Raw genomic sequence first — 25,224 nt, forward strand, 5'->3', positions numbered from 1 at the left:
GCCGGGGCCCCGACCAGGGAGAGGAAGCCGCACAGGTGGCCCGGTACCTCATCACACGCCTGGGACAGGCTCTCATCGTCGTCGTACTCGTCACGGTGATCGCGTTCCTCATCTTGCACCTGCTGCCCGGGGGCGCCGCACGAGCCACCCTCGGCAAGGAGGCGACGCTGGAGCAGTTGGCGGCGTTCAACCACGAGATGGGCTACGACCGGCCGTTGATCCAGCAGTACGGCATGTACGTGCAACGCCTGCTACAGGGCGATCTCGGCTACTCCTACCAGCTCAACCAGTCTGTCCTCGAGGCGATCGAACAGCGGCTACCCAAGACGATGGTGCTGTCGCTGCTGTCGACCCTGCTCGCCGTCGTGCTGGCGATCCCGCTCGGCGTGCTCCAGGCGATCCGTCGCAACCGCTGGCCCGACTACGCCATCACCGCGCTGTCGCTGCTGGCGTACGCCACGCCCATCTTCTTTCTGGGCCTCATGATGATCATCGTCTTCTCACAGGTCTGGCCGATCCTGCCCCCGGAGGCACCGCAGGGATTCACGGTGGCCGAGGTGCTCGCCGATCCGGCCGGGCTGGTCCTACCCACGGCCACCCTCGCCATCGTCACCATCGCGGTCTACGCACGGTACGTACGGTCATCGATGATCGACAACCTGAACGAGAACTACGTGCGCACCGCTCGCAGCAAGGGGCTCTCCGAGCGACGGGTCGTGCTGCGGCACACCCTGCGCAACGGGCTGTTCCCGGTCATCACGTTGCTCGGGATGTACCTGCCCGCGCTGTTCAGCGGGGCACTGGTCGTCGAGTCGCTGTTCAACTTCCCCGGAATGGGCCAGTTGTTCTGGCAGGCGGCGCTCAAGCGCGACTTCCCGATCCTGCTCGGGGTCACCGTCATCATCTCGATCGCCACAGTCATCGGCGCGCTGGTCGCCGACCTGCTGTACGCCGCCGTTGACCCCCGGGTCCGACTCCGTGGGAGCGCCACATGAGCACGCTGTCCGAAGCGGTCGGCCCGGCTGAGCCAAACGACGCGCCACCGCGCGGTCTGTGGCGGCAGGGGCTGACCGTCTTCTGCGAGAACCGGCTTGCCCTGGTGGGACTGGGCCTGTTCGTCCTGCTGGCCGGGGTCTGTTTCCTCGGACCGCTGGTCTACCACACCGACCAGGTGCACACGGACCTCACCGCCGTGCACCTGGCCCCGGGAGAGCAGGGACATCCGCTCGGCACCGACGGGGTCGGCTACGACCAGTTGGGGCGGCTGATGCTCGGCGGCCAGACCTCCATCATCGTCGGACTGGCCGCCGGGGTGCTCGCCACCATCGTTGGCACGCTGCTGGGTGCCATCGCCGGCTTCTTCGGCGGCTGGGTGGACGCCGCGGTGATGCGCGTGGTCGACGCGATGATGTCGATCCCCTCGTTGTTCCTGTTCATGCTGCTCGCCGCCATCGTCACGCCGAGCGCGCCGATGCTCATCCTCATCATCGGTGCCTTCGCCTGGCTGGGCCCGGCCCGGCTCGTGCGGGGCGAGGCACTGACGCTGCGCTCACGTGAGTACGTCCAGGCGATGCGTGGGATGGGTGGCACGGGTGGCCGTGCGGTCCGCCGACACATCATCCCCAACGCCATCGGCACGGTAATCGTCAACGCCACCTTCCAGGTCGCCGACGCGATCCTCTACGTCGCCTACCTGTCCTTCCTTGGCCTCGGCATCCCCCCACCGGCCGCGAACTGGGGTGGCATGCTCTCCGATGGTCTCGCGGACACCTACAGCGGCCACTGGTGGCTGTTGTACCCGCCCGGGATCGCCATCATCCTCATCGTCCTCGCCTTCAACTTCATCGGTGACGGACTCAGGGACGCCTTCGAGGTTCGCCTCCGGCGACGCTAGCAGGAGCAGAGAATGAGCGAATCGATCGGTCCAACTGCCCGGCACTCCGCGCCGGCTGTGAACGCGGCAGCCGGCCGGCCCCTGCTGGAACTACGTGACCTCGACACCGACATCGCGCTGCGCCGTGGCACGGTACACGCCCTCGACGGCATCAGTCTTGAGGTCGCGCCCGGGCAGACCCTCGGCGTCGTGGGCGAGTCCGGCAGCGGCAAGACGATGACCGCATTGTCAATCATGGGACTACTTCCGCCCGGCGGTCGCGTCACCGGTGGGCAGATTCTGTTCGAGGGACGGGATCTGCGATCGTTGCCGGCCGATGAGGTACGCCGGATCCGAGGTGTCCGGATGGGCATGGTCTTCCAGGACCCGCTCACCTCGCTCAACCCCACCATACGCATCGGTGCGCAGGTGGCCGAACCACTGCGCGTACACAAGCGGGTCGGCAGGGCGGAGGCCCGGGACCGGGCCATCGAGATCCTGCGCCGGGTCGGGATGCCGCGCCCGGAACAAATCGTCGACAACTATCCGCACGAGCTGTCCGGCGGTATGCGGCAACGGGTCGCCATCGCCATGGCCCTGGTCTGCTCACCAAGCCTGCTCATCGCCGACGAGCCGACCACCGCACTCGACGTCACCACCCAGCGGCAGATCCTCGAACTCATCGACGATCTTCGGGAAGAGTTCGGGATGGCCGTCATCCTGGTCACCCACGACCTCGGGGTGATCGCCGGTCGGGCGGACCGGGTAGCCGTCATGTACGCCGGTCGGGTCGTGGAGACCGCGGCCACCGAGCAGCTGTTCCAAGCGCCCCGACACCGCTACACCGAGGCCCTGATGCGGGCGCTACCCGAGTCGGCCATCCGGGACAGCGGCGGACACGACCGGCTGATCAGCATCCCGGGACTGCCACCGGACCTGTCCGGTCCCCTAACCGGATGCCGGTTCGCGCCGCGGTGTTCGTATGTCAGCGACAGCTGCCGGACCACCGACCCGGCCCTGATCCCGGGCGCGCACCAGCACGCGTGTCTGCACCCGGTACCCACGCCCACCGCGGCGGTCACCGCGCCGGTCCCGGCACCGATCGAGCCGGCGACGGCGCCGGTCACCGCGGCACCGCCCGAATCCACGGAGCCGCCAGTCCTGTCGGTGCGGAACCTGATCAAGAACTACCCGGTGCACGGCCGTGGGCTACTGCGCCGGACAGCCGGGCAGGTAAGCGCGGTAGCCGATGTCTCCTTCGAGGTCAGGCCCGGAGAGACCTTCGGGCTCGTCGGCGAGTCCGGCTGCGGCAAGTCCACCGTGGGACGGCTGTCCGTCGGCCTGGAACGGGCCTCCGCCGGGCAGATCGTGTTGGACGGTACGGATCTCGCCGACCTCACCGGCCGGGAACGACGCCGGATGCACCGGCACGTCCAACTCATGTTCCAGGACAGCTATGCGGCGATGAACCCTCGGATGCGCGTTGACGCCATCCTCGCCGAACCACTCGAGATCCAGAAGGTGGGTGACGGTTCGGCACGGCAAGCACGGATCGCCACTCTCCTCGACCAGGTGGGGTTGCCCCGGCGGGCGCTGGAACGCTACCCCCACGAGTTCTCCGGCGGTCAGCTGCAGCGGATCGGGCTGGCCCGGTCGCTGGCGTTGCGCCCCCGGCTGATCGTTGGCGACGAGCCGGTGAGCGCGTTGGACGTCTCGATCCAGGCGCAGGTGCTCAACCTGATGCGGGACCTGCAGCGCGAACTCGATCTGGCGTACATCTTCATCAGTCATGATCTGTCTGTTGTCGACTACATGGCAGACCGGATCGGTGTGATGTACCTCGGCAAGCTCGTCGAGGTCGGGCCCGCCCGGGAAGTGGTGCGGGCTGCCCGGCATCCGTACACGCAGGCACTGGTCGACGCGGTCCCGTCCATCGAGCCGAACCGGGCAGCCACTCGCGACGGCATGACCATCCGGGGCGAGCTTCCCAGTGCCCTCGACCCACCCACCGGGTGTCGGTTCCGCACGCGCTGCCCCTACGCGGTGGACATCTGCACAACGGAGCCTCCACTGACCGGTGACCTGCACCAGGTGGCCTGCCACCTGCCGCTACGCCCGGAGCCGACCAGCACCTCCACGCAGGCCCAGGCTGTCGTATGACCACAGTGGAAATCTGCGTCAGTGATGTGCCGACCGCACTGGTGGCCGAGGCGGCCGGAGCCGACCGACTGGAGCTCTGCGCCGACCTCGGCCAGGGCGGCACCACCCCGAGCCTGGGGACGGTTGAGGTCGCCCTGCGTACGCTGCGTGCGGTCGATGTGCGCATCATGATCAGGCCCCGGGGCGGCGACTTCCGGGTGAGCGAGATCGAACGCCAGGTCATGCTCGCCGATATCGCGGCGATTCGCGAACTGCCCAACCCTCACGGTCTCACGGTCGGGGTGGTGGTCGGCGCGCTCACCCCCGACAACAACCTCGATCTGGCCGTGCTGCGGCACATGATCGAGGCGGCGGGGCCGTTGCCGGTGACCGTCCACAAGGCCTTCGACGAGGTCGACGACCAGCTTGCGGCAATCGACCAGGTTGTCGGCCTCGGGGCGGACGCGGTGCTCACCTCGGGCGCGGCGGCCACCGCGCTGGCCGGCGCCGCCCGCCTCGCCGCGCTGCGGCAGCGGGCCGGCGATCGACTTCGGGTGATCGCCGCCGGCGGAATCCGTTCCCACAACGTCCGCCAGGTACTCACCGAGACCGGGGCACGGGAGGTCCACCTGCGCGCGCCGGTGCAGCGCGACGGACGCGAGGCGACCGACGGCGACGAGGTGAGCCGACTCGTCGTCGCCGCGCGTGGGCGTTGAACGCAGAACCAGATTTTCCCTGTCTCCGTCCGACCTACCGATGCAGAAACCATCGCCGCATACTGCCAACGAATTAGCGACCCAGCACACTAGCGCTCGCTCAACCTCAGGGGACGCCACCGCACGCCCCTTGATTGCAGCGGCGACATGCCGCGCGTGGCCCACAGTGCCGCGCCGATGTAGAGAACCTGTTCGGGGATGCGCTGCCACAGCGGAGACGCTTGTTCGCCCGCGAACGGGACCTCAGCAGTGGCGGCGTAGATGTTCCCAGGAAGCAGAACGACGAACAGCAACACGAGGCAGTATCCGGCAGCCCGGCGAGTGCGGGAGAGTATGAGGCCGAGTGCGCCGAGGATTTCGAGCACACCGGTGAGGTGTACCACCAGGGATGGAAGCGGCACCAGAGGCGGCACCATCGCCACCAGATCGTCGTGGGTCGGCATGACGGTGACGCCGCCCGGCACGAAGTGGGCTGTGGCGGTCATGAACAGCATGATCGCCAGGGCGTGCGCGGCGGCCGAAGGCCAGGTCACGAATCGGCGCACGCCCAGCGCCCCAAGGCCGCGTAGGACGGCCAGCGCGACAAGGAGAACGGGGGTTGCCATGGTGAGCTCCATCTAGTCATTGTCAAGTCTGAGCTCACACGCTAGCCCCTACAGGTCCGTCTTGCCAATGACAAGTTGCGACGCTGTGTGGCCCGAGTGCCACCCGGCGGTCGGCCCGGCGGGACCATGGCAGGTGCTTCCGTCCTATCGGCCACTTCCCCTGCCTCAGCCCGGAGACCTAGCCTGTTCTGCGGCAATCGGAGGGGGCACAGATGAGCGAAGCCGAGACCGTACCGATGGACATCGCCGAGCGCGTGACGACAAGGCGGCGAGGCATGTTCCGGAAGGAACACACCAACGAGACCGTGGGTCTCGGTGATGGCGAGACAGTCGTACGGTGGCTACGCGAACTCCATCAGGAACGCAATCAGACGGTGATGATCCATCGTCCGTGGGGATCGATCTGCGTAGTCGCTGATGGACGCGCCCCGACGGACGTCATGGTGACCGACGGCGACCGGATGTGGTATGCGGCCTGCCCTGGGAGCACGCTCCCCCAGAGCCGACCCCAGCTGACCCCGGACCAGGTAGAGACTGTCATGCTCGACGCTCTGACCTCGAACGCTCTGCCTCAGTGGCCAGAGTGGCGGGAGTTCTGACCACCCGCCCCCGCCCGCCCTTCATGCCCGGAAGGGGCCGCACCAGACAACGCCGGCAAATACCCGATCGCCCGGTTCAGCTCGCTGAGATCGTCGATGACGACGTCGGCCTGGGTCAGCGAATCAGGGGCATGGGTTGTGGCGAGTGCCACGACCGCGGCCCCGGCCGCCTTGCCGGCGGCGACTCCGGCGGGGGAATCCTCCACCACCACGCAGGACGCGGCGGCAACACCGAGTTGCCGGGCGGCCAGCAGATACCCCTCGGGATCGGGTTTTCCGTGGCGGACGTCCTCCGCCGCCACGATGACCGACGGAATTCGCAGACCAGCACCGCGCATCCGGGAGGTCATGAGAGCACGAGACCCGGAGGTGACGACCGCCCACGTGCCGTCGGTGATCGTGTTCAGCGCAGCGACGGCCCCCGGAATCGGGCTCACCAACTCGGCGTGTGAGAGCGCAAGGTCGGCCATCTCCCGCAGGACCGACGCGACAGCCTCGGGCGGAAAGAACTCTGGCACCACATCCTCGTCGCGCCGGCCGTGGCAGACCCGCAGGATGGCGTCAGCATCAACGCCGTAGCGGGAGGCAACCGTACTCCAATTGGCGACTACCGCCTTTGCCGAGTCCACGAGCGTGCCGTCGATGTCAAAGAGGAGCGACCGATCCATAGTTCACCCTGGCTTTCGCGTTAGTAGCCGGCAGTACCGTGGCCGAGGCCGCACGGCGGTTCTCAGCGGACAAGAGTCGGGGCGGCGAGCGCGTCCAGCCCGCGCCCGGCCACACAGCGGTACGTCCGCTCCGCGCCCCCGGGCGGCAGCACGTCCAGGTTCCACCCCTCGGTGCGGTTGAGGCCAGCGGCGAGCCGGAAGGTGGTCTCGTTACACACCCGACGAACCGTCGGGTGTGCGCTGATGTCGGCGTAGTCGGCCCGGTGTAACGCCTTGGGTAGCTCACCCTCAGCATAGCTCTCCCAGGTGTGCTCACCTGAGCAGGGCACCTGCTCGGCGGGGGCCCGGGACCCGCTGATCCAGATCGGACCGAAGCACTCCAGTTCGTCTGCGCACCGGGCCCCGGAGGGCAGCTCCGCGACCTGAGCGCACGCAGGCCGGAGTGCGGCATCGGTGGTCAGGGCCGCGCTCGACGTCGGTCGCGACGCGCCCAGGCCGCTATCCAGCCCAACGCCGACCAGCCCGACGCCGGCCGCGAGGAGGACGGCCACTCCCGCTCCGCCGAGGAACCAGCGCCTCCGCCGCCGTGCCTCGGAGGGGAGGGTCGGGTGTGCGTCCTCGACCGGCGCTCGGGGCGCGGGGCGAGCCGACCGGCCGCCCGACGCCACTCCGGAATGCCCGCTCGGGGCCGCTCCGGAGTGCCCGCCGACGGTCGGCTCGGCAGGGACGCTGGCGGAGCCGGAGACGGTCCCGCCAACCGGCAGCGCGGCCAGCAGGTCCCGCAGCTCGGCGGCGGACGGTCGCGCCCCCGGGTCGTTCGACATGCCGGCCCGGAGGATGTCGACCAACTCCTCCGGCACCCCGGGCAGGCCGGGGACCGGCTGATGGAACATCTCCAGCACCGTCACCAGACTGGGGTCGCGCTCGGACCGCCAACGCGGCGGCCGACCGTGCATCACCGCGTAGAGGGTGGCGCAGAGCGCGTAGACATCCACTGCCGGTGATGGCGGGCTGTGGTTGAACATCTCTGGCGGCGCGTACGCCGGGGTGAGCACCTCGAGGGCGACTCTGGCGTCCCGCAGCTCGGCGACGACGGCCAGCCCGAAGTCAGCCAGCACCGCCGGATTGAAGTGGGAGTGGAGGATGTTGGCCGGCTTGACGTCCCGGTGCAGCACCCCGGCCGCGTGGGAGTGGGCGATCGCGTCGGCGATCTTGACCCCGAGGTCGCGAGCCTCCAGGGCGCCGAGCGGCGAGGTACGCATCCGTTCGGCGAACGACCCGTCGCAGAGCTCCATGATCAGGTATGGGTGTTGGTCCACCGTGACCCCGACATCGAAGAGGTCGACCACGTGCGGGTGCGACGACATCCGACCGGCCGCCCGTGCCTCGCGGAGGAACCGGGCCTGATCCCGCTCGCTGTCCAGAGTGCGGTTCTCCACCTTGACCGCCACCTCGCGCCCCACCGAGATCTGGGTGGCTTTGTAGATCGTCGCGTAACCACCCCGGGCGAAAACCCGCAAATCAGTCAGCCCGGGCACAAGGGGCGTCGGTAGCGCGCCGGGCGGGTTCTCGGTCACAGCTTGAAAATACCGAATCAGGCGGGCTGTTCAGCGCACCGCGTCAGCGGTGGACGCCGGACCAGCCGGGTCGACCGAAGACGAGACAGCGCTGCCCGGTGCCGCGGCACCAGCGCCGCGGCGATCCCACCACAGACCCGCAGCAGTCGCCAGCGCACCCAACGCCTCCCAGGCGGCCACCCCGAAGAACCGGCCCGGAGCAGCGTCCACCAGCACAATGACGCTGAACACGGTGAAGGTGAGGAGTCGAAACCCGACGGTGAACCGGTAGAAAGCCCGCCACTCGGTCGCCGAGGCGAGCAGGTAGTAGACCCCCATGTTGAACGACGCCATCGAGGACGCCGTCAGGAACGTACGGGTGTAGTCGCCCGATGCCCGAGACTCCAGCACCTCGAAGCCAAGCAGCCGCAGCAGCGCCTCCGGCCAGATCAGCCCGACCGCGCCCACGAGCAACGCGAGCAGGCCGAAGACCGCGACTGTCCAGCCGGCAGCGGAACGCGGCAGCTTCATCAGACCCCTTCCCGTCCGGCACGCCCACAACCCGGGATCGTGCGCGGCCCCCACGCTATCGACACCCGCCCTGTCCCGCATCACCGGAATTGCCAAAAAATCTGTCACTGGCGACGCTGCCAGCGGCCGAATCAGTCGGGCGCCGTCAACCGGCCGAGGAGGTCGTCCGCGGTCCGACGCTCGCTACGCTGCTCGGTCGCGTACGCCAGGCGTACCGCCTCCTGGGCGCTGGCCCGCGCCGCCGTCGAGTCGCCGGTAGCGGCGAGCGCCTTCCCCAACACGGCCGCGGCGAGCACCTGACTGCGTACGTCCTCCGCCGGGACGGTACGGGCCCGTTGCGCCCAGTCCAACGCCTGCTCGGTCTGGCCGTGAGCGAGCAGGGCGGAGGCGTACTGGGCCATCACCAGGCGACGGGAGATCAGCAACGCCGGAGTGGTCTGCGCGGCGGTCGCCACCGGGGCGAGCAGGCCAACCGCGACGGCCGGATCGCCGGCCGCCAGCCGGGCGGTGGCCAGCAGCACCCGCGGCGCCACCTGCGCCGGCGCCCACGGGTTGTGCGGCTCGACGGCGGTCAGCACCGCCCGCGCCTCCCGCTCGGCCAGGTCATGGTCGCCCGAGTCCAACGCCACGAACCCCCGCAGTGTGCCAGCCATGCCGGTCAACAGCGGATGCGAGGTACGGCGGGCGTAGCCCATCGCGTCGGCAAGCAGGTCCGCCGCGTGCTCCGGCTCGCCCAGGCCCCGCGCGATCACCCCACGCACCACCAGCGCGAAGCCCCGCCCCCACTCGTCGTAGGCGGCGTCGAAGTCCCGGTACGCCCGCCGGGCCGCCCGGTCCGCCTCCGCCAGATCACCCAGCTCGGCAGTGGCGAACGCCTCCACCGCCCGCAGGGTGCCGACCGCCCACTCCTCGCCGACCCGCTCGCCGAACGGCAGGAACACCCGGGCGAGGCGGCCGGCCTCGTGCAGCCGACCGGCGAGCAGCCGGGCGAAGGCGGTGGTCCCCCGCAACCAGGCCCGTCCGTACGGATCCTTCAGCTCGGCGAACAACCGCGCGGCCCGACCGAGTACCGCGTCGGTGCCGGCGAAGTCGCCCCGGGTGGTGGTGACCCAGGCCAGGTTCTGCAACGACCATGCCTGCCCGCGGCGATCCTGCACCGCGAGACTCGTCTGATACGAGGCGGCGAGCCGGCTGCTCGCCTGACCCAGCCGGCCGGCGATGAAATCGGCCATCCCGAGCCGCCGCATGGCCGCCGCACGCAGCGTTGACAACTCGTGCGCGGAGGCGACCTGCAACGCCTCCTGCCAGGAGCTCACCGCCCGGTCCGGGTCGCCCGTCGTCTGGTGCGCCTGCCCGGCGAGGAGTAACGCACTGACCTGGGTGGCCGCCTCGTCCCCGGCGTTGGCGGCGATCTTCTCCGCGTTCGCGAGCGCGTCGGCAGCCTTGCCGACCTGGAGCAGCGCCCAGGCGTGCACCACCCGGTCGGCCGCCGGGACCGCATCGGCAGCCAGCCCGCTGGCGCGTTCGGCGTACTCCACCGCCAGCAGCGGCTCCCCGGCGTGCATCGACCGGCGGGCGGCGGCGCCCAGGGCGGCGACCCCGACCGGGACCACCGCCCGCGCGGGTGCGTCCGGGCGCAGACCCACCGCGTCGGCGAACGCGACCGCTCGCTCCACGTGCCCGGCCACGAAGTCGTCCCGGGCGGCCTCGGTCAACCCACCGGAGGCGGGGGTGCCGGTCGGCGGATCGGCCGCCGCCCAGCGGGCGAGCGCCGCATGCCGTTCGGCCCGTTCGGCCTTGCTGACCCCGGCGTAGGCCGCCTCCCGCATCAACGGGGTGGCGAACGTGTGGCCGGACCACGCGCGGTGCAGCATCCGGCGTTGCAGCAACTCCTCGACCGCGCGTTCCAGCTCCACAGCGGCCACCGCCGCCGGCCGGCCGTCCCGACCGCTCCGCTGCTCCCGCAGTGCCTCCAGCGCCCCCGCTGGTACGGTGTCGCCGACCACCGCCGCGTCCCGCAGCACCGAACGGGCCTCCGGCGGCAGCGCGTCGATCCGCGCGGCGAGCACGGCCGCGAGGTCACGGGAGAGGAGCTGGCTGCCGAGCGAACCCGGTGCGAGCTGCCATTCATCGTCGGCACCGGCGGTCAGCGCGCCCCGCTCCATCAGTAGGGTGACCAGCTCAGCCAGGTAGAACGGATTACCCTGCGCGGTGGCAAGCAGGCGGTCCGTGTCGGCCTGCGGCAACCGGCCCCCGCCGAGGTAGCTGGTGAGTAGCCGCGCGGCGTCCGCACCGCGCAGCGGCGGCAGCGCATGGACCTCGGCGTCGGCCACCTGGGTCAGAGCACCCGCCGTACGGACCAGCTCCGGCCGGCCCAGCAACAACACCAGCACCGGGCCGACGATCCGGGACAGGGTCTCGCCGAGCGCATGGGTGCTCTCGGCGGTCGCGTCGTGCAGATCGTCCACCACGACCACCAGTGGCGCCTCCGCGGCGATGGCGCTGAGCAGGTCGGCGACGGCGTTCGGCACCGCGTCGCCGTCGGCGGACTGACACGCCGAGCGCCACTCACCCTGGTCGGTGGGGCCGCTGGGCAGCTCCGCGTACCCGAGCAGGGCCAGCAACTGCTCGGTGGCGATCGGCACCGGATCGCCACCGGTACGGCCGAGGCGCTGGCCGAGCCGACGCAGCCGCTCCTCGACCGCCGGTCGGGTGAGCGCGGTCGCCGTATCGGTGGGCAGGCCGACCGCGGCGCGGACCAGGTCCGCCAGGGGCGCGAGCCGGCGCCGCTCCCCGAACGCGACGCAGCGGACGGAGAGCACCCGCGCGCCGGTGTACGCCGCGAACCGACCGGCGCCCACGTCGTAGCCGGCGGCGAGGCGTTCCACCTCGGTGGCGAAGCGGGACTTGCCGATGCCGGCCTCGGCGGTCACCAGCAGTACCCGGGGCTCACCGCGGTCGACCACCTCGGCGAGCCGGCCCGCCACCCGCCCGATCTCGGTCTCCCGGCCGACGAAGGGCGCCTCGTCCCCGAGCCCGGACCGAGTGCCCGTGGCGTCCAGCAGGCCGAGTAGTTCGTACGCCGTGACCGGCTCGCGCTTGCCCTTCAGACGCAGCGGGCGCAGCGCCCGCCAGGAGGCCACGTGCCGGGTCGCGGCGGCCGTCCGGTCCCCCGCGTAGACCGCGCCGACCGCCGCCGTGTCGGCGAGCCGGGCGGCGGTGTTGACCGTGTCTCCGATGACCGTGTATTCGAGGGCCGCCTGGATTCCGGCGATCACGTCCCCGGTGTTGAGACCGACCCGCAGGCCCAACGGCCCCCCGCCGCCGCGTTCGTCGTCGAGGACCCGGCGCACCGCCCGCTGCATGGACAGCGCCGCCCGAACGGCTCGCTCGGCGTCATCCTCGTGCGCCACCGGCGCGCCGAAGACCGCCATGATGCCGTCACCGGTCAGCTTGTCGACGTGCCCGCCGAAGGTCTTGACCGCGCCGGCCAGTGCCGCGAGCACCCGGTCAGTGACGGCGCCGACCCGTTCCGGGTCGAGATCCTCCGACCAGGAGGTGAAGTCGGACAGGTCACCGAAGAGCACGGTGACCACCCGGCGTTCGGTGGCGGGGAGGGTCGCCGCAGCCGGCAGCGCGGCGCCGCAGTTGTGGCAGAACCGGGCACCGGGTACCGCGACGGTTCCGCACACCGGGCAGGTCACGTCTGCTCCAACTCCGGGTCGGTGGTCCCGGATTCCCGGCCCAGGTACGCCAACTGCGCCCGGACCGACCACTGGGCGGCCCACCACAGTGACCGGTCGACATCGGCGTAGACGACCGCCACGACCTCGGCGGCGGTACGGGCACCGGCGTCGAGTGCGGCCCGGACCTGGTCGAGCCGGGCCCGCCGGTGGGCCAGGTAGAACTCCGCCGCGGCGCCGCAGTCCGCCAGCGCCGGGCCGTGACCGGGCAGGGCCGGGATCCCGGCGTACGTCGAGAGCAGCTCCAGACTGTCCAGGTAGTCCCCGAGGTGCCCGTCTGGGTGGGCGACCACGGCGGTGCCCCGGCCGAGGATGGTGTCACCGGTGAGGACCACCCGCTCGTCGCCGTACGTCGCGAGGAAGCAGACCGAGTCGGCGGTGTGCCCCGGGGTGTCCAGCAGGCGGATCTCCAGCGCGTCGCCGCCGAGGTCACCGGTCGAGGAGGTCAGTGGCGTACCGCCGATGGTGTGTGCCGGGTCCGCGGCGTGCACGGGTGCCCCGCCGAGCAGGTCGTGCAGGCGTGCCGAGCCTTCGGTGTGGTCGGGGTGCCCGTGGGTGATCAGCACGTGCCCGATCGGCCCCTGGGCGACGATCGCGGCCAGGTGTGTCTCGTCGACCGGCCCGGGGTCAATCACCACCGCGGGTTTCCCGGGCGCGGCACGCAGCACCCAGGTGTTGGTTCCCGTCAACGTCATCGGCCCGGGGTTCGGGGCCCGTAGCAGGGTGACCCACCCCGGCAGCGCGCCCGCGAGAGCTGTCGCCGGCGCCGTGAAGTGCCCGCTCATGGCTGCGATCGTACGACCACCGGCACCAGCCTCCGCGATCTTGCACCTCCAGCCTCCGCTTCGTACCCGTTCAGGGGCTTTGACCGGCAGGACATGCAAGATCGCGGTAGGGGCTAGGCCGTGACTTCGACGATGACCTCAACCTCGACGGGTGCGCCCAGGGGGAGTTCTGCCACCCCGACCGCGCTCCTCGCATGCCGGCCGGCCTCGCCGAAGACAGCGCCGAAGAAGTCGGAGGCGCCGTTGATGACGCCGGGCTGACCGGTGAAGCCCGGGGCGCTTGCCACGAAGCCGGTCAGCTTGACGATCCTGACGACGTTCTCCAGCCCGACCAGCGAGTTGATCACCGCGAGCGCGTTCAGCGCGCACTGCTGGGCCAGTTCCTTGGCCTGATCGGCAGAGACGTCAGCGCCGACCTTGCCGGTGGCGAGCAGCTTGCCCTCGGCCATCGGTAGCTGACCGGAGATGTAGACGTGCTGCCCGGACTGCACCGCCGGCAGGTAGCTGGCGACCGGGGGTACCACCTCGGGCAGCTCGTGCCCCAACTCGGCGAGTCTCGCGTACGGCCCGGTCATGCCTTGGCCCGCTTCAGGTAGGCGACGAGTTGCTCCGGGTTCGGGCCGGGAACCACGGACACCAGTTCCCAGCCGTCCTCGCCCCAGTTGTCGAGGATCTGCTTGGTCGCGTGGACCAGCAGCGGGACCGTGGCGTACTCCCACTTCTGCATCGCTGGAGGGCTCTCTTCCTGGAGTGCGGTTCTTTCCAGGGCACAGCCTACGGTCCGGCGGCGGGTTGGGGCACGGGACGTTGCTCGACCACCGCCTCCCCGCACGTACCGGCGTGATCATAGGGCCGTGGACAGCGGGACCGGTCCAGCAGGGGCAGGTCGCAGAAGACCCGGTGTCGGTTGTTCTGGTCGTCTGCGGTGGAGACGGTGGTCTCCCCGGCGTCAACCGCACCGAGGAAGCTCAACGAGGTGGCGATCGTGCCCGCCAGCGCGATGGCGGCGGCGCGGTCCGCGACCCGGATCGGAAGATGCACGACGTAGCCCGGCTCCTCGTCGTCCCGGGGCGGCAGGGCAAGCTGGTCCGGGACGCCGCCGGGGGCGGACAGCCGAACCGCGGCCGGGAGCTGGGTCCGGGGGTTGTTCTCCACGTCGTGCATGCCCTGCCTCCGGCGGTTGTACCTGATCGTGCCCACGCCGCTCGGCCCGGCCCACGGCCCGATCCCGGCACCATCGGAACGTAGGCTGCTGGTCGATGGCCGCCAACAGGGCGCGCGGCATTCCGGCTGTCAAGTCACATATGCGACACCTGCCCGGGCGGACTGCGGACAGCATCCGGGAGCCGCCGGGTTTCGGACAGAACCCGGCGTCATGTCAACGGCCGGCCCAACCGCTACCCTTCCGGTCGTAAACGGTGGTCTACCGCCACCCGTCGCCTCGCCGAGCCGACGCAGTCCCACCCCCGGGGGAGCGATGTCCCAGCCAGCCAGCGGTGATCCGACCAGTCAGCCCGACAGCCCGACCGAGGTGGCCCACCCCGCCGCGCCGCCACCGGATCCGTCGGCGCTCCCGGCACCGGCCGCCCCCCACACCCCGGACCAGCAGAGTCCGGCGCCCCGCCGCAGACGCGGACTGCTGATCGCGTCGATCGCCCTCGCGGTGACCCTGGTGCTCTGCCTCGGCGGCGGGGTCGCCGCCTTCCTGGTGCTGCGCGCCACGGAGGACGGCGCGGGCGCCGAGGAGCCCACGGTCGCTGTGGAGGAGTTCCTCACCGCCGTCTACAAGGACCGGGACGCGGCCCAGGTGTCGAGCCTGGTCTGCTCGGCCGCCCGGGACCAGGACAAGATCTCCGCGAAGGTCGCCGAGGTGGAGAAGTACGCGGCCGACTACGAAAAGCCGTACTTCCGGTGGAGCCCCCCGAAGGTCGACGACAAAACCGAGGACCGGGCCATCATCACCACCACGGTCACCATGAACACCGCCGACGAGAAGGCCGCCGACCTGCCCCTGCGCCTCACCGTGGTCAAGACGACGGGTTGGTGGGTCTGCGAGGTGGCCGAAGGGTGACACCTGGTTAGGCTCGACGGGTGGGAGCAGCACAGCGACCGGCCGAGCCGGCCGGCACCGAGTGGCCGGCCCGCCTTCACGTGGTAACCGGCAAGGGCGGCACCGGCAAGACCAGCGTCGCCGCCGCCCTCGCCCTCGCCCTCGCCGCCGGAGGCCGGCGCACCCTGCTGGTCGAGGTCGAGGGGCGGCAGGGCATCGCCCAGCTCTTCGACGCCGACCCGTTCCCCTACGCCGAACAGCACCTGACCGACGCTGCGGACGGCGGCGAGGTGCGGGCCCTCGCCGTGGACGCGGAGGAGGCCCTGCTCGAGTACCTGGACATGTTCTACAAACTCGGCGGAGCCGGGCGGGCCCTACGCAAGCTGGGCGCCATCGACTTCGCCACCACCATCGCCCCGGGGCTACGCGACGTCCTGCTGACCGGCAAGGTGAAGGAGGCCACCACCCGTACGCTGGGCCAGCGGCGGGCGTACGACGCGGTGGTGCTGGACGCCCCGCCAACCGGGCGGATCGCGCGGTTTCTCAACGTCACCGCCGAGACCGCGCGGTTGGCCCGGGTGGGGCCGATCAAAACCCAGAGCGAGGGGGTAGCCGCACTGCTGCGCTCCCCGATGACCGCGGTGCACGTGGTGACGCTGCTCGAGGAGATGCCGGTCCAGGAGACCGTGGATGCCATCACCGACTTCACCTCGCTGGGCTTTCCGGTCGGACGGATCATCGTCAACGCCGCCCGACCGCCGGCACCGGTCGGCTCCACGGTCACCGCGGCGGAGCTCACCGCCGGGCTGCTCGCCGCCGGGCTGCCCGCCGACGACGAGACCGTCTCCGGCCTGGCGACCGAGGCGCGCGACCAGTCGGTCCGCCGCGAGCTGGAGGATTCGCTCCGGACCGACCTGGCCGAGTTGGGCCTGCCGCTGGTCGAGCTGCCGCTGCTGCCCGACGGGGTGGACCGGGCGGGTCTGGATCGGCTGGCCGCAGCGCTCGTCCGAGCGGCTTGACGCACTCCTGCTGTCAGCTCGGGAGCGTCGTTGAACCGGGCCCGATACGCTCGATTGGTGCCTTCCGACAACGTGGCGCTGCCGCTGGATGTTGACCGGATCCTCGCCGATCCCGGGGTACGGATCGTGGTCTGCTGCGGGGCGGGTGGGGTGGGTAAGACGACCACCGCCGCAGCGCTAGCGCTGCGGGCCGCGGAGGAGCACGGCCGCCGCACGGTGGTGCTCACCATCGACCCGGCACACCGGCTGGCCCAGTCGCTGGGGCTGACCGAGCTGAACAACACTCCGCGCCAGGTCAAGGGGATCGACGTCGAGGCCAGCGGCGGTGAGCTGCACGCCATGATGCTCGACATGAAGCGCACCTTCGACGACGTGGTGCTCCAGCACACCGACCCGGCGAGGGCCGCGGAGATCTTCGCGAACCCGTTCTACGCGGCCATGAGCTCCACCTTCGCCGGCACCCAGGAGTACATGGCGATGGAGAAGCTCGGGCAGCTGCACGCCCGAGGCGAGTGGGACCTGATCGTGGTGGACACTCCACCCTCCCGCTCGGCGCTGGACTTCCTCGACGCGCCGGCTCGCCTCGCCCGCTTCCTGGACGGCCGGATGCTGCGGCTGCTGCTTGCCCCGGCCCGCACCGGCGGGCGGAGCATGTTCAGCTTCGTCACCGCTGGGTTCGGGATGTTCTCGAAAGTTGTCCAGAAGGTACTGGGCGCCCAACTATTGAGTGATCTGTCCGGATTCGTCGCTGCCCTCGACTCGATGTTCGGCGGTTTCCGCCAGCGAGCGGAGCAGACTTACCGCATCCTGCAGGCCCAGGAGACGGCGTTCCTCCTGGTCGCGGCGCCGGAGCCGGACGCGGTCCGGGAGGCCGCGTACTTCGCGGGCCGGCTGCAGGATGAACGGATGCCGCTGGCCGGGCTGGTGCTCAACCGGGTACACCGACCGGCGGCGCCGGAACTCGGCCCCGACGAGAGCTTGGCCGCCGCTGACCGGCTGGCCGAGCTGGGCGGCCACGACGGCACGGTCGACGCGCTCCGGGCCCATGCCACGCTGGCCCACCAGGCGGTACGCGAACAGCGGGTGGCTGCCCGGTTCACCGCGGCGTTCCCGACCGTGCCGGTCGCCTCGGTAGCCGCGCAGCCCGCCGACGTCCACGACATCGACGGGCTACGGACGATCGGTTCGCTGGCCGGCCAGGAGTGATCCGTCAACCGGCCGCGGCGGCCAGGACCTTGTCCTTGTCGGCCTTCTCCTTGGCGTTCTTCTTCATCGCGGCCTCGAACATCTTGCGCCAGCTGGCGACCTGCGGGTGGCGGCGCAGCAGCGCCCGTCGCTCACGTTCGGTCATGCCGCCCCACACGCCGAACTCGATCCGGTTGTCCAGCGCGTCGGCCAGGCACTCATACCGGACTGGGCAGCTTCGGCAGATCCGCTTTGCCACGTTCTGTTCGGCGCCTTGTACGAACAACGCGTCCGGGTCCCCGTTCTGACATGCCGCCAGCGACGGCCAGTCAGTGATCATGCCCATCTGTACACGTCCCCCCTTGCAGTACTACCGACCCCATCGCGGACCAGCCGGCTGTTTCCCCCGATCGCCCCGCCGACCTCCCCCAAGGCGGCACGGACGACCTGTGGCGCTGTCGCCGCCCCCATCATGCTCTGTAGCTGCCTGATTACGCAACGTTGTCGGCAAAATCCATTATTCCGGACACTCCCGGCGTACCGGGCCTGCTGCCGCCCGCATACCCCACCGAGGTCCACGGAAACGCTGGACGCCCATCTCGCGCCAAGAGGAGACTCGGCGACGCCTGGTCCGCAACCGCCTACCGGGGGTCGTGCGTTTAGCACAACGAGGACGGCGTGCGCAGGAAATGGGGAAAAGCCGCCCCGCGCCGCTCGTCGCCGGTTCGCTACCCTGTCGAGGTGACCTGGATGCGGAAACGTGATCATAATGTTCTGACCAACGCCGCATCGCTACTTATCTGTGGCTTGCTCGCCGGAGTGGTGCTCGCCGCGGCGGCCTTCCCCGCGGTGGCCCTGTCCGGACTGGCCGCGAAGGCCGGGGCAGAGACCTTCGACGCCCTCCCCACCGAGCTGGTCGTTGGCGCCGGGCCCCAGAAGAGCCGCCTGCTCGCCGCCGACGGCAAGACCACGTTGGCCACCATGTACGACGAGAACCGCCGCGACATCACCAAGCTCGACGACATCGCGCCGGCCATGCAGAAGGCGATCCTCGCCGCCGAGGACCACGACTTCTACCAGCACAACGGAGTCGACCTCAACGGCGTCGCCCGGGCCTTCGTCAACAACAGCCAGGAGGGCTCCTACCAGCAGGGAGCCTCCACGCTGACGATGCAGTACGTCCGACTCGCCATCGCGTACTCGGCGACCCACCCGGCCGACGTGGTCGCGGCCACCGAGGACACCACCGCCCGCAAGCTGCGCGAGATGCGCTTCGCCCTACAGATCGAGAAGGAGTTCTCCAAGGACGAGATCCTGCTGCGCTACCTCAACATCGCCTCGTTCGGCAACGGCGCGTACGGCATCCACGCCGCCAGTCAGGTCTACTTCGCCAAGTCGCCGAGCGAGCTCACCATCGCCGAGGCGGCGCTCCTCGCCGGCCTCGTCAAAGCCCCCAGCACGTTGGACCCGACCACCCCCAGTGGCTACCCGAACGCGGTGGCCCGGCGCGACTACATCCTCAACCACATGGTGGAGATCAACGCCATCACCAAGGAGGAGGCCGAGGAGGCCAAGGCCAGCAAGCCGAAGATCGTCGGCAAGCGGGCGCCGAACGGCTGTGTCGACACCAACACCCAGGAGTGGGGGTTCTTCTGCGACTACTTCTACCGCTGGTGGCTGGAGCAGGAGGCGTTCGGTTCGACCTCGTACGACCGGGAGCGACGGCTCAAGAGCGGCGGCTTCGAAATCATCACCACGCTGGAGCCCCAGGTCCAGGAAGCCGCCGACAAGGCGGTACGGAAGAACCTGCCGGCCACCAGTAAGGCCGCGCGGATGCTCGCCGTGGTCGAGCCCGGCACCGGCCGGGTCCGCGCGCTCTCCACCAACCGCAACTACAAGCTGGACGACCCGGCCAACCCGGAGAACAAGCCACACAGCGACCCGGCGAAGCGCAGGACCGGGGCGCTCGGCAACTATCCGAACACCGTCAACCCGCTCCTCACCGGCGGTGACGGCATCACCGGTTACCAGGCCGGCTCGACATTCAAGATCTTCACCGTGGTGGCCGCGCTGGAGAAGGGTATCCCGCTCAGCCACACCATCAACGCCGAGCAACGGTTCCGGTCCGACTACCCCATCGACAGGCGCAACCCCGCGGCCTGCGACGGCCCCTACTACTGCCCGGGAAACGCGAGCCCCAGCATGGCCGGCGTGCACAACATGTGGAGCGCGTTCGGACGGTCGGTGAACACCTACTTCGTCCCCCTTCAGCAGCAGGTGGGCGCGGAGAACGTGGTCGAGGTCGCCAAGAAGCTCGGCATCACCTTCCGCACCCAGGAAGACCTGGATCTGGAGAAGGGCGCCCACCAGTGGGGTGCCTTCACCCTCGGCGTCTCCCAGACCACGCCGCTGGAGCTGGCCAACGCGTACGCCACCCTCGCCGCCGAGGGGCTGTACTGCGAGCCGATCCCGGTGCAGGAGATCCGCGACCCGGCGGGTAACAAGCTCGACATCGCCAACCCCCGCTGTGAGCAGCGGATCAGCACCGAGGTGGCCCGCGCCGCCGTCGACGCCGCCCGCTGCCCGGTCGGTGACCGCTCGTCCACGACGAAATGCACCGGCGCGACGGCCGGCAACGTGCGGAACATCGTCGACGCCCCGGTCGCCGGCAAGTCCGGCACCACCGACAAGGACAAGACCGCCTCCCTGGTCGCGATGACCAAGCAGTATGCGGTCGCCGGCATCATGGCCGACCCGGACTGGCCGCAGACCACCCAGCGAATGGGTCACGACGTTCGCAAGGGCATCAACCCGCCGGTCTACGAGACGCTACGCGACGCGATGAAGGGCAAGCCCAGGATCGACTTCACTCCGCCAGAGAACAAGCTCCGCTACGGGGACCAGCGGTCGATCCCGACCGTCAAGTGCGTCAGCGTGGAGAAGGCGAAGTCCCGCATCACCGAGGCCGGGTTCGCGGTGGTCGTCTCGCCGAACCGGGTCGAGTCGAACTGCCCGGCCGGCACCGCTGCCGGGACCACCCCGGGCGGCCGTACCGCCAAGGGCAGCGTCGTCACCATCAAGGTCAGCTCCGGACCGGCCCCAAGGGAAACCGAGCCCACCGAGCCGGGCAGACCGACGGAACGCCCCGCCGACTAGCGGTTCGCTGACTGTCGAAGGGGCGGCCACCCGATCGGGTGGCCGCTCCCCTTCGCGTACGCGGGAGCCAGGTCAGCTGGCGAGCTGACGGCGTACCTCGGCGGCGACCCGCCCCCCGGCGGCTCGGCCGGCCACCGCGGCCTGGGCGGCCTTCATCGCCGGGCCCATCTGGCCCATGCCGGTGAAGCCACCCGCGGTCAGGGCGGTCGTGACCGCCTCGGCCAACTCATCGTCGGAAAGCTGGCTCGGCAGGTAGCGCTCCAGCACCACGCCCTCAGCGGTCTCCTTCGCGGCCTGCTCGTCGCGGCCGGCCTCGGCGAAGGCAGCAGCCGCCTCCCGGCGCTTCTTCGCCTCCTTGGCCAGGAGTGCGAGCACCTCGTCGTCACCGAGCTCACGCTTGGCCTGACCCGCGACCTCAGCCGTGCCGACGGCCGCCAGTGCCATCCGCAGGGTCGAGGTGGTCATGTCGTCACGCGCCTTCAGCGCCGTCCGCATGTCCGTGATGAGGCGGTCCTTCAATGTCCCCATGGACGGTCAAACTACTCTGTTAGCCATGGGAAAGCGCACACTATTCCGCTTCGCCGCCGGCACCGCCGTTGTGGGTGCGGCCACCCTGGCGTACGCATCGCTCATCGAGCGCAACATGTTCACCCTGCGGCGGTACGAGGTGCCGGTGTTGCCGGCCGATGCGGAGCCGCTGCGCATCCTGCACCTGTCCGACCTGCACATGATGCCCGGTCAGCGACGCAAGCAGGAATGGGTGGCATCGCTGGCCGGGCTGGACCCCGACCTGGTCCTGGTGACCGGCGACAACATGGCCAACCCCGACGCGGTCCCCGGGGTCCTGTGCGCGCTACAGCCGCTCCTCGACCACCCGGGCGCCTTCGTCTTCGGCTCCAACGACTACACCGGGCCGGTCTGGAAGAACCCGTTCACCTACTTCCTGCCCGACCGCGAATACACCGAGGGCGTGACGCTGCCCTACGACGAACTGCGAGACATCTTCACCGGTGCCGGCTGGGCCGACCTGAACAACGCCCGTACCACGCTCAAGGCCGGCGGGCGGCTGGTGGAGCTGGTCGGGGTGGACGACCCACACATCGAGCGGAGCGACTACTCATCCGTCGCCGGCCCGGTCTCGCCCTCGGCCGATCTCTCGATCGCCCTCAGCCACTCCCCGGAGCCGGCCGTACTGGACCAGATGGCCGCGGACGGGTTCAGCCTGCTACTCGCCGGACACACCCATGGCGGTCAGGTCTGCGTACCGGGAGTCGGGGCCCTGGTGACGAACTGCGGGCTGCACCGTTCGATGGCCAGGGGCCTGCACCGCTGGCCCGGCTCGGACGCCTGGCTACACGTCTCGGCCGGCCTCGGCACCCATCCGACAGCACCGGTCCGCTTCGCCTGCCCGCCCGAGGCGAGCATCCTGACCCTGATCCCACGCTGAGCCGGTAACGGCACGGGGATACCGAATTTGACCCTCGGATCGGGTGGGCTAGTATTTGTCGGCACGCCTCGGGGTGTGGCGCAGCTTGGTAGCGCGCTTCGTTCGGGACGAAGAGGTCGTCGGTTCGAATCCGGCCACCCCGACCAGACTTAGGGGCCTGACCAGTGGAAACACCGGTCAGGCCCCTAAATCTATCTATGAGGTTGGGATCACCCTCCCGCAAACCCCCGGAAGCGCCTGACCGCAATCAGATTCGCCGGGGGCCGCGGGTGCGTCGGAGCCACGATCGAGCCGGCCTCGACATCCACCCTCGCTGGCGGGCGGTCAGCTGTGTTCCTGGATGTAGCGGACCAGGCCGGCGACATCGTCGGGGACCAGGCGACCAATCGCTCCGCTCGAGTAGACAGCCGTCAGCACGGTGCCGTCGGGCGCGAGGACGAACCCGGTCGACTGCAGGTGGTGCGGTTCGTCATTGACATAGGCACCCGTCGCCTCGGCCACCGTGGCGATGTCGGCGCTGTGCCCGACGGGGAAGCCGAGCCGACGACTTTCCACGAGTTGGCGGGACGCTTCCTCGTCGTCGGACGACAGCGCAGCGACACGTACGCCAAGTGCGGTGAGAGTGTCGTTGGCCCGCTGGAACGCCGCGAGCTGCGCGTTGCAGTACGGGCACCATGATCCACGGTAGATCAACACGACACCGAACTGGCCGGCGAGGTCGTCGGGCAGGTTGAGCGTGCCACCACCGACCGCGGGGACCTGAAGGTTCGGAAAGCGCTGTCCGTTGCTGAGCCGAGCCACGTCGTTCTCCTTATCGCGCTGGCGCTTGGACGCCAGAATGCTGGACTGACTGGTCCAGACTAGGTTTCGAAAACTGGACCATCAAGTCCAGTTTTGCTAGGCTCTTTGCCCATGACAACCGCGCAACACACCCCCAAGCTGACCGCCCGGGGGGCGGCGACCAGGACACGCATCGTGGCGGCCACAGCCGACCTCGTGCGCAAGCACGGGGCGGCGGGCACGAGCCTCGACGATGTGCTGGCGGCGAGCAGGACCAGCAAGTCGCAGCTGTACCACTACTTCGCGAACAAGGAAGATCTACTCCGAGCGGCCGCATGGCAGCAGACCGACCGGACCATGGAGGCGCAGCGCCCCGAGCTGGACCAGCTGGACTCCCTGGCCGGCCTGCGCCGCTGGCGCGACAAGTTCGTCACGGGGCGCGACGAGGCCCAGAATGTGGGTGGCTGTCCGCTCGGGTCCCTGGCCAGCGAACTCGCCGACGGTGATCCACAGACTCGTACCGTGTTGCAGAAGTGCTTCACCGCGTGGGTATCCCCACTGCACAGAGGACTGACCACGATGCGCGACCAGGGACGTCTCAGGCCGGATGCCGATCCGGACGCACTGGCCGAAGCCATCATGGCCGCCCTCCAGGGCGGGCTACTGTTGAGCAACACCTACCGGTCCAGCCGCCCACTAGCCCGAGCGCTGGACATGGCGATCGATCACGTGGCCAGCTTCGCCACCGTCCGGGAAGCCGCGGCAGCGAAGGCCTACGGGCCCGGAAGCGACTAACCACGACACGCCTCGTTCGAAACCAGGCGCACCGGGTAAGGCAGCCACCAGCCGACGTCGAGGGAGACGACCCATGGCGCGTCCGATACCGGAGCTGGACACGGAGGAGCTGCGACAGATGGCGGTGCGGGGTGGCATTGAGGGCGCGATCGACATGGACCGGGAGGAACTCGTGGATTCCCTGCTCGCCCGCCCCGGCGAAGGGGCCTGGCAGGAGGACCCCAAGCCAGCGGCAGTCAACCCCAACACCTACCGCTACCAGGCTCCTGGGGAGCAGTAGACCCCGCCCGGTCTACGTGTGCACGGCAACAACCTGCTGCCAGCGCACCCCGTAGGCCGGAGCCAACATGAGCCAGGGCGCTTACGACACCCCGCCCTGGCCCCCGCGCGGAACAACCATCGACTGGATCTGCGGCAGCTGGGTCCAGTCGCTGGTGATGACGCTGGCATTGGCGGCTGCCAGGAGCAGCAGCCGGTCCCGCGCCTCCTCCTCGGTGGGGTTGGTACGGCTGATGGCCGGATCGACCGAGTGGGCGCTGGTCATCACGAGCAGGTAGTTGTTCTCCGCGAACCAGGTGGTGTCCCGGTTGATCCACCCGGAGGCCCCGCTGTCGAACACCACGAACCAGGGGCGAATGCTGGCTTTGTACTGGTCCCGAGGGTCGTCGCCAGCGGTTCCCTTGGCGGTGGGGAAGATCTGCGCTTTCTCGATCTCTCCTGCCGCCGCCAGGTCACGAAGGTGCTCCGCGTACTGCTCGTTGGTGGGCGCCCAGTCGAATGGATTGCGGTTCTCCACCGTGCCGGGTACGACGTGAAGGAGCACGCGCCCGGCGAGTTCTTCCCGGGTGGGCCAGTTCCCCGCCCGGGCCGCCTCGTCGAGGGAGTCGTACCAACCCCCGTCGGGCTTGGCCAGCAGGTCCGCTGGGCGGAAGACACGATCGCCGAGCCGGCTCCGGACGAGGTTGTCGACCTGATTCACGCCCATACCGAAGACGGTGGCGAGGCCCAGCTTCGGCTCGACCTTGATCATGAGCGGGCCACTGTCGGGGTGAGCGTCGAGCCAGACCCGGATGTTGTCCAGGCAGTCGCTGAAGTGTTTGTTCCTGCCACCGGTGTAGAGGTCGGTGAGGGCTGATCCGGTGGTGCAGTTGTTGTTGTTACTCAGCGGCTCATCGTGGCTGACCTTCCACTTCCCGGTGAAAATGTTCGGCCAGATGTCGATCTCGATCAGGCTGGTGCCGGTGTCCAGCGCCTCTGCCAGGTAGTCGAAGGCCGTCTGTTCGTAGGCGTTGTGGATGCCGACAGTGGTCGCGGACGCGAAGGGCATCTCGTTGGCTGGGGCGGCCACGGCTGGCTGGACCGGCGCCACCAGGCTTGCGCTCATGATGGCGGCAACGATCGCCGTACGACGTACTAGCACTCATCCTCCTCGATACTTCATGGCCAGCCACGGCTAGCCGAAGATCGATAAATATAAGTGAATAACTCTCCCGGGCCAAGCGGTGACTGACGCAGGTATTGGACCGGCTCGACCCGGCCCTGATGACGCAGCTGGTGTCACCCCATAAGGGGACGAC

General features: G+C 69.8%; 25 protein-coding genes and 1 tRNA gene. 13 read left to right on the forward strand and 13 right to left on the reverse strand.

All coding sequences use genetic code 11. The features are described from left to right. The first annotated feature begins 35 nt into the window (after window positions 1-35). Genes STROP_RS21880 through STROP_RS21895 form a run of 4 tightly spaced genes read left to right on the forward strand, consistent with a single transcriptional unit; the run spans window position 36 to window position 4,728 of the window. Window positions 36-995, forward strand: a complete 960-nt coding sequence (locus STROP_RS21880) for an ABC transporter permease (protein ID WP_012015529.1) — start codon at window positions 36-38, stop codon at window positions 993-995. Next, the gene (locus STROP_RS21885) at window positions 992-1,894 is read left to right on the forward strand and encodes an ABC transporter permease (RefSeq protein WP_012015530.1); all 903 of its coding nucleotides are present in this window, start codon (window positions 992-994) and stop codon (window positions 1,892-1,894) included. The genes STROP_RS21880 and STROP_RS21885 overlap by 4 nt, the downstream gene beginning before the upstream one ends. 12 nt (window positions 1,895-1,906) lie before the next feature. Continuing rightward, complete coding sequence (locus tag STROP_RS21890; RefSeq protein ID WP_012015531.1) at window positions 1,907-4,033, forward strand: ABC transporter ATP-binding protein; 2,127 nt, start codon at window positions 1,907-1,909, stop codon at window positions 4,031-4,033. After that, window positions 4,030-4,728 (forward strand): copper homeostasis protein CutC, encoded by a 699-nt coding sequence (locus tag STROP_RS21895; RefSeq protein WP_012015532.1) that lies wholly within the window; start codon window positions 4,030-4,032, stop codon window positions 4,726-4,728. Before STROP_RS21890 ends, STROP_RS21895 begins: the two co-directional genes overlap by 4 nt. 89 nt (window positions 4,729-4,817) lie before the next feature. Here STROP_RS21895 and STROP_RS21900 read toward each other — a convergent pair whose 3' ends face one another. Beyond that, complete coding sequence (locus STROP_RS21900; RefSeq protein ID WP_018832195.1) at window positions 4,818-5,345, reverse strand: DoxX family protein; 528 nt, start codon at window positions 5,343-5,345, stop codon at window positions 4,818-4,820. A gap of 200 nt (window positions 5,346-5,545) precedes the next feature. Between STROP_RS21900 and STROP_RS26240 the strand changes: the two genes are divergently transcribed. After that, window positions 5,546-5,932, forward strand: coding sequence for a hypothetical protein (locus STROP_RS26240; protein ID WP_012015534.1), 387 nt, complete (start codon window positions 5,546-5,548; stop codon window positions 5,930-5,932). Here the strand turns inward: STROP_RS26240 and STROP_RS21910 are convergent. The 8 genes from STROP_RS21910 to STROP_RS21940 form a co-directional block, all read right to left on the reverse strand. Then, the gene (locus STROP_RS21910) at window positions 5,905-6,600 is read right to left on the reverse strand and encodes an HAD-IA family hydrolase (protein WP_012015535.1); all 696 of its coding nucleotides are present in this window, start codon (window positions 6,598-6,600) and stop codon (window positions 5,905-5,907) included. The genes STROP_RS26240 and STROP_RS21910 overlap by 28 nt on opposite strands. Window positions 6,601-6,662: 62 nt before the next feature. After that, entirely contained in the window at window positions 6,663-8,138 is a 1,476-nt protein-coding gene (locus tag STROP_RS21915) for a serine/threonine-protein kinase (RefSeq protein ID WP_026274758.1), read from the reverse strand. 69 nt (window positions 8,139-8,207) lie between these two features. Next, window positions 8,208-8,687, reverse strand: a complete 480-nt coding sequence (locus tag STROP_RS21920) for a hypothetical protein (RefSeq protein ID WP_012015537.1) — start codon at window positions 8,685-8,687, stop codon at window positions 8,208-8,210. 131 nt (window positions 8,688-8,818) lie between these two features. Continuing rightward, entirely contained in the window at window positions 8,819-12,391 is a 3,573-nt protein-coding gene (locus STROP_RS21925; protein ID WP_012015538.1) for an adenylate/guanylate cyclase domain-containing protein, read from the reverse strand. Beyond that, window positions 12,388-13,215, reverse strand: a complete 828-nt coding sequence (locus STROP_RS21930) for an MBL fold metallo-hydrolase (RefSeq protein ID WP_012015539.1) — start codon at window positions 13,213-13,215, stop codon at window positions 12,388-12,390. Before STROP_RS21930 ends, STROP_RS21925 begins: the two co-directional genes overlap by 4 nt. 113 nt (window positions 13,216-13,328) lie before the next feature. Then, on the reverse strand, window positions 13,329-13,790 hold the full coding sequence (locus STROP_RS21935) for a RidA family protein (protein WP_012015540.1): 462 nt from the start codon (window positions 13,788-13,790) through the stop codon (window positions 13,329-13,331). Next, window positions 13,787-13,942, reverse strand: coding sequence for a Sp36 family protein (locus STROP_RS24455; protein ID WP_012184767.1), 156 nt, complete (start codon window positions 13,940-13,942; stop codon window positions 13,787-13,789). The genes STROP_RS21935 and STROP_RS24455 overlap by 4 nt, the downstream gene beginning before the upstream one ends. Before the next feature lie 47 nt (window positions 13,943-13,989). Further along, complete coding sequence (locus STROP_RS21940; RefSeq protein WP_012015541.1) at window positions 13,990-14,379, reverse strand: hypothetical protein; 390 nt, start codon at window positions 14,377-14,379, stop codon at window positions 13,990-13,992. Window positions 14,380-14,692: 313 nt separating this feature from the next. On the opposite strand from STROP_RS21940, the gene STROP_RS21945 reads away from it, so the two are divergent. Genes STROP_RS21945 through bagB form a run of 3 tightly spaced genes read left to right on the forward strand, consistent with a single transcriptional unit; the run spans window position 14,693 to window position 17,490 of the window. Continuing rightward, the gene (locus tag STROP_RS21945) at window positions 14,693-15,286 is read left to right on the forward strand and encodes an Rv0361 family membrane protein (RefSeq protein WP_012015542.1); all 594 of its coding nucleotides are present in this window, start codon (window positions 14,693-14,695) and stop codon (window positions 15,284-15,286) included. A 20-nt stretch (window positions 15,287-15,306) separates the two neighbouring features. Next, on the forward strand, window positions 15,307-16,284 hold the full coding sequence (gene bagA / locus STROP_RS21950; protein WP_012015543.1) for an ATPase BagA: 978 nt from the start codon (window positions 15,307-15,309) through the stop codon (window positions 16,282-16,284). Window positions 16,285-16,338: 54 nt separating this feature from the next. Next, on the forward strand, window positions 16,339-17,490 hold the full coding sequence (bagB, locus tag STROP_RS21955) for an ArsA family ATPase (protein ID WP_026274757.1): 1,152 nt from the start codon (window positions 16,339-16,341) through the stop codon (window positions 17,488-17,490). A 4-nt stretch (window positions 17,491-17,494) separates the two neighbouring features. Here bagB and STROP_RS21960 read toward each other — a convergent pair whose 3' ends face one another. Further along, a complete protein-coding gene (locus STROP_RS21960) occupies window positions 17,495-17,815 on the reverse strand; it encodes a WhiB family transcriptional regulator (protein ID WP_012015545.1) in 321 nt (106 codons plus the stop codon). Between the two features lie 404 nt (window positions 17,816-18,219). Here STROP_RS21960 and STROP_RS21965 point away from each other — a divergent pair, with 404 nt between their 5' ends. Beyond that, window positions 18,220-20,625 (forward strand): transglycosylase domain-containing protein, encoded by a 2,406-nt coding sequence (locus STROP_RS21965; RefSeq protein WP_012015546.1) that lies wholly within the window; start codon window positions 18,220-18,222, stop codon window positions 20,623-20,625. A 72-nt stretch (window positions 20,626-20,697) separates the two neighbouring features. Here STROP_RS21965 and STROP_RS21970 read toward each other — a convergent pair whose 3' ends face one another. Further along, window positions 20,698-21,153, reverse strand: a complete 456-nt coding sequence (locus STROP_RS21970) for a GatB/YqeY domain-containing protein (RefSeq protein WP_012015547.1) — start codon at window positions 21,151-21,153, stop codon at window positions 20,698-20,700. 25 nt (window positions 21,154-21,178) lie between these two features. On the opposite strand from STROP_RS21970, the gene STROP_RS21975 reads away from it, so the two are divergent. Together STROP_RS21975 and STROP_RS21980 are read left to right on the forward strand one after the other, a co-directional pair. Further along, window positions 21,179-22,072: a metallophosphoesterase gene (locus STROP_RS21975; RefSeq protein ID WP_012015548.1), complete on the forward strand. Its 894-nt coding sequence runs from the start codon at window positions 21,179-21,181 to the stop codon at window positions 22,070-22,072. 69 nt (window positions 22,073-22,141) lie between these two features. Continuing rightward, window positions 22,142-22,218 (forward strand) — tRNA-Pro (locus STROP_RS21980). 178 nt (window positions 22,219-22,396) lie between these two features. Here the strand turns inward: STROP_RS21980 and STROP_RS21985 are convergent. Next, window positions 22,397-22,873 (reverse strand): peroxiredoxin family protein, encoded by a 477-nt coding sequence (locus STROP_RS21985; protein ID WP_012015549.1) that lies wholly within the window; start codon window positions 22,871-22,873, stop codon window positions 22,397-22,399. A gap of 111 nt (window positions 22,874-22,984) precedes the next feature. Between STROP_RS21985 and STROP_RS21990 the strand changes: the two genes are divergently transcribed. After that, a complete protein-coding gene (locus STROP_RS21990; protein WP_012015550.1) occupies window positions 22,985-23,647 on the forward strand; it encodes a TetR/AcrR family transcriptional regulator in 663 nt (220 codons plus the stop codon). A 73-nt stretch (window positions 23,648-23,720) separates the two neighbouring features. Then, window positions 23,721-23,927 (forward strand): hypothetical protein, encoded by a 207-nt coding sequence (locus tag STROP_RS21995; protein WP_012015551.1) that lies wholly within the window; start codon window positions 23,721-23,723, stop codon window positions 23,925-23,927. A gap of 81 nt (window positions 23,928-24,008) precedes the next feature. Here STROP_RS21995 and STROP_RS22000 read toward each other — a convergent pair whose 3' ends face one another. Next, a complete protein-coding gene (locus tag STROP_RS22000; RefSeq protein ID WP_187151638.1) occupies window positions 24,009-25,031 on the reverse strand; it encodes a phosphatidylinositol-specific phospholipase C domain-containing protein in 1,023 nt (340 codons plus the stop codon). Window positions 25,032-25,224: the final 193 nt, after the last annotated feature.

The organism is Salinispora tropica CNB-440, assembly GCF_000016425.1.
Lineage (GTDB): Bacteria > Actinomycetota > Actinomycetes > Mycobacteriales > Micromonosporaceae > Micromonospora > Micromonospora tropica.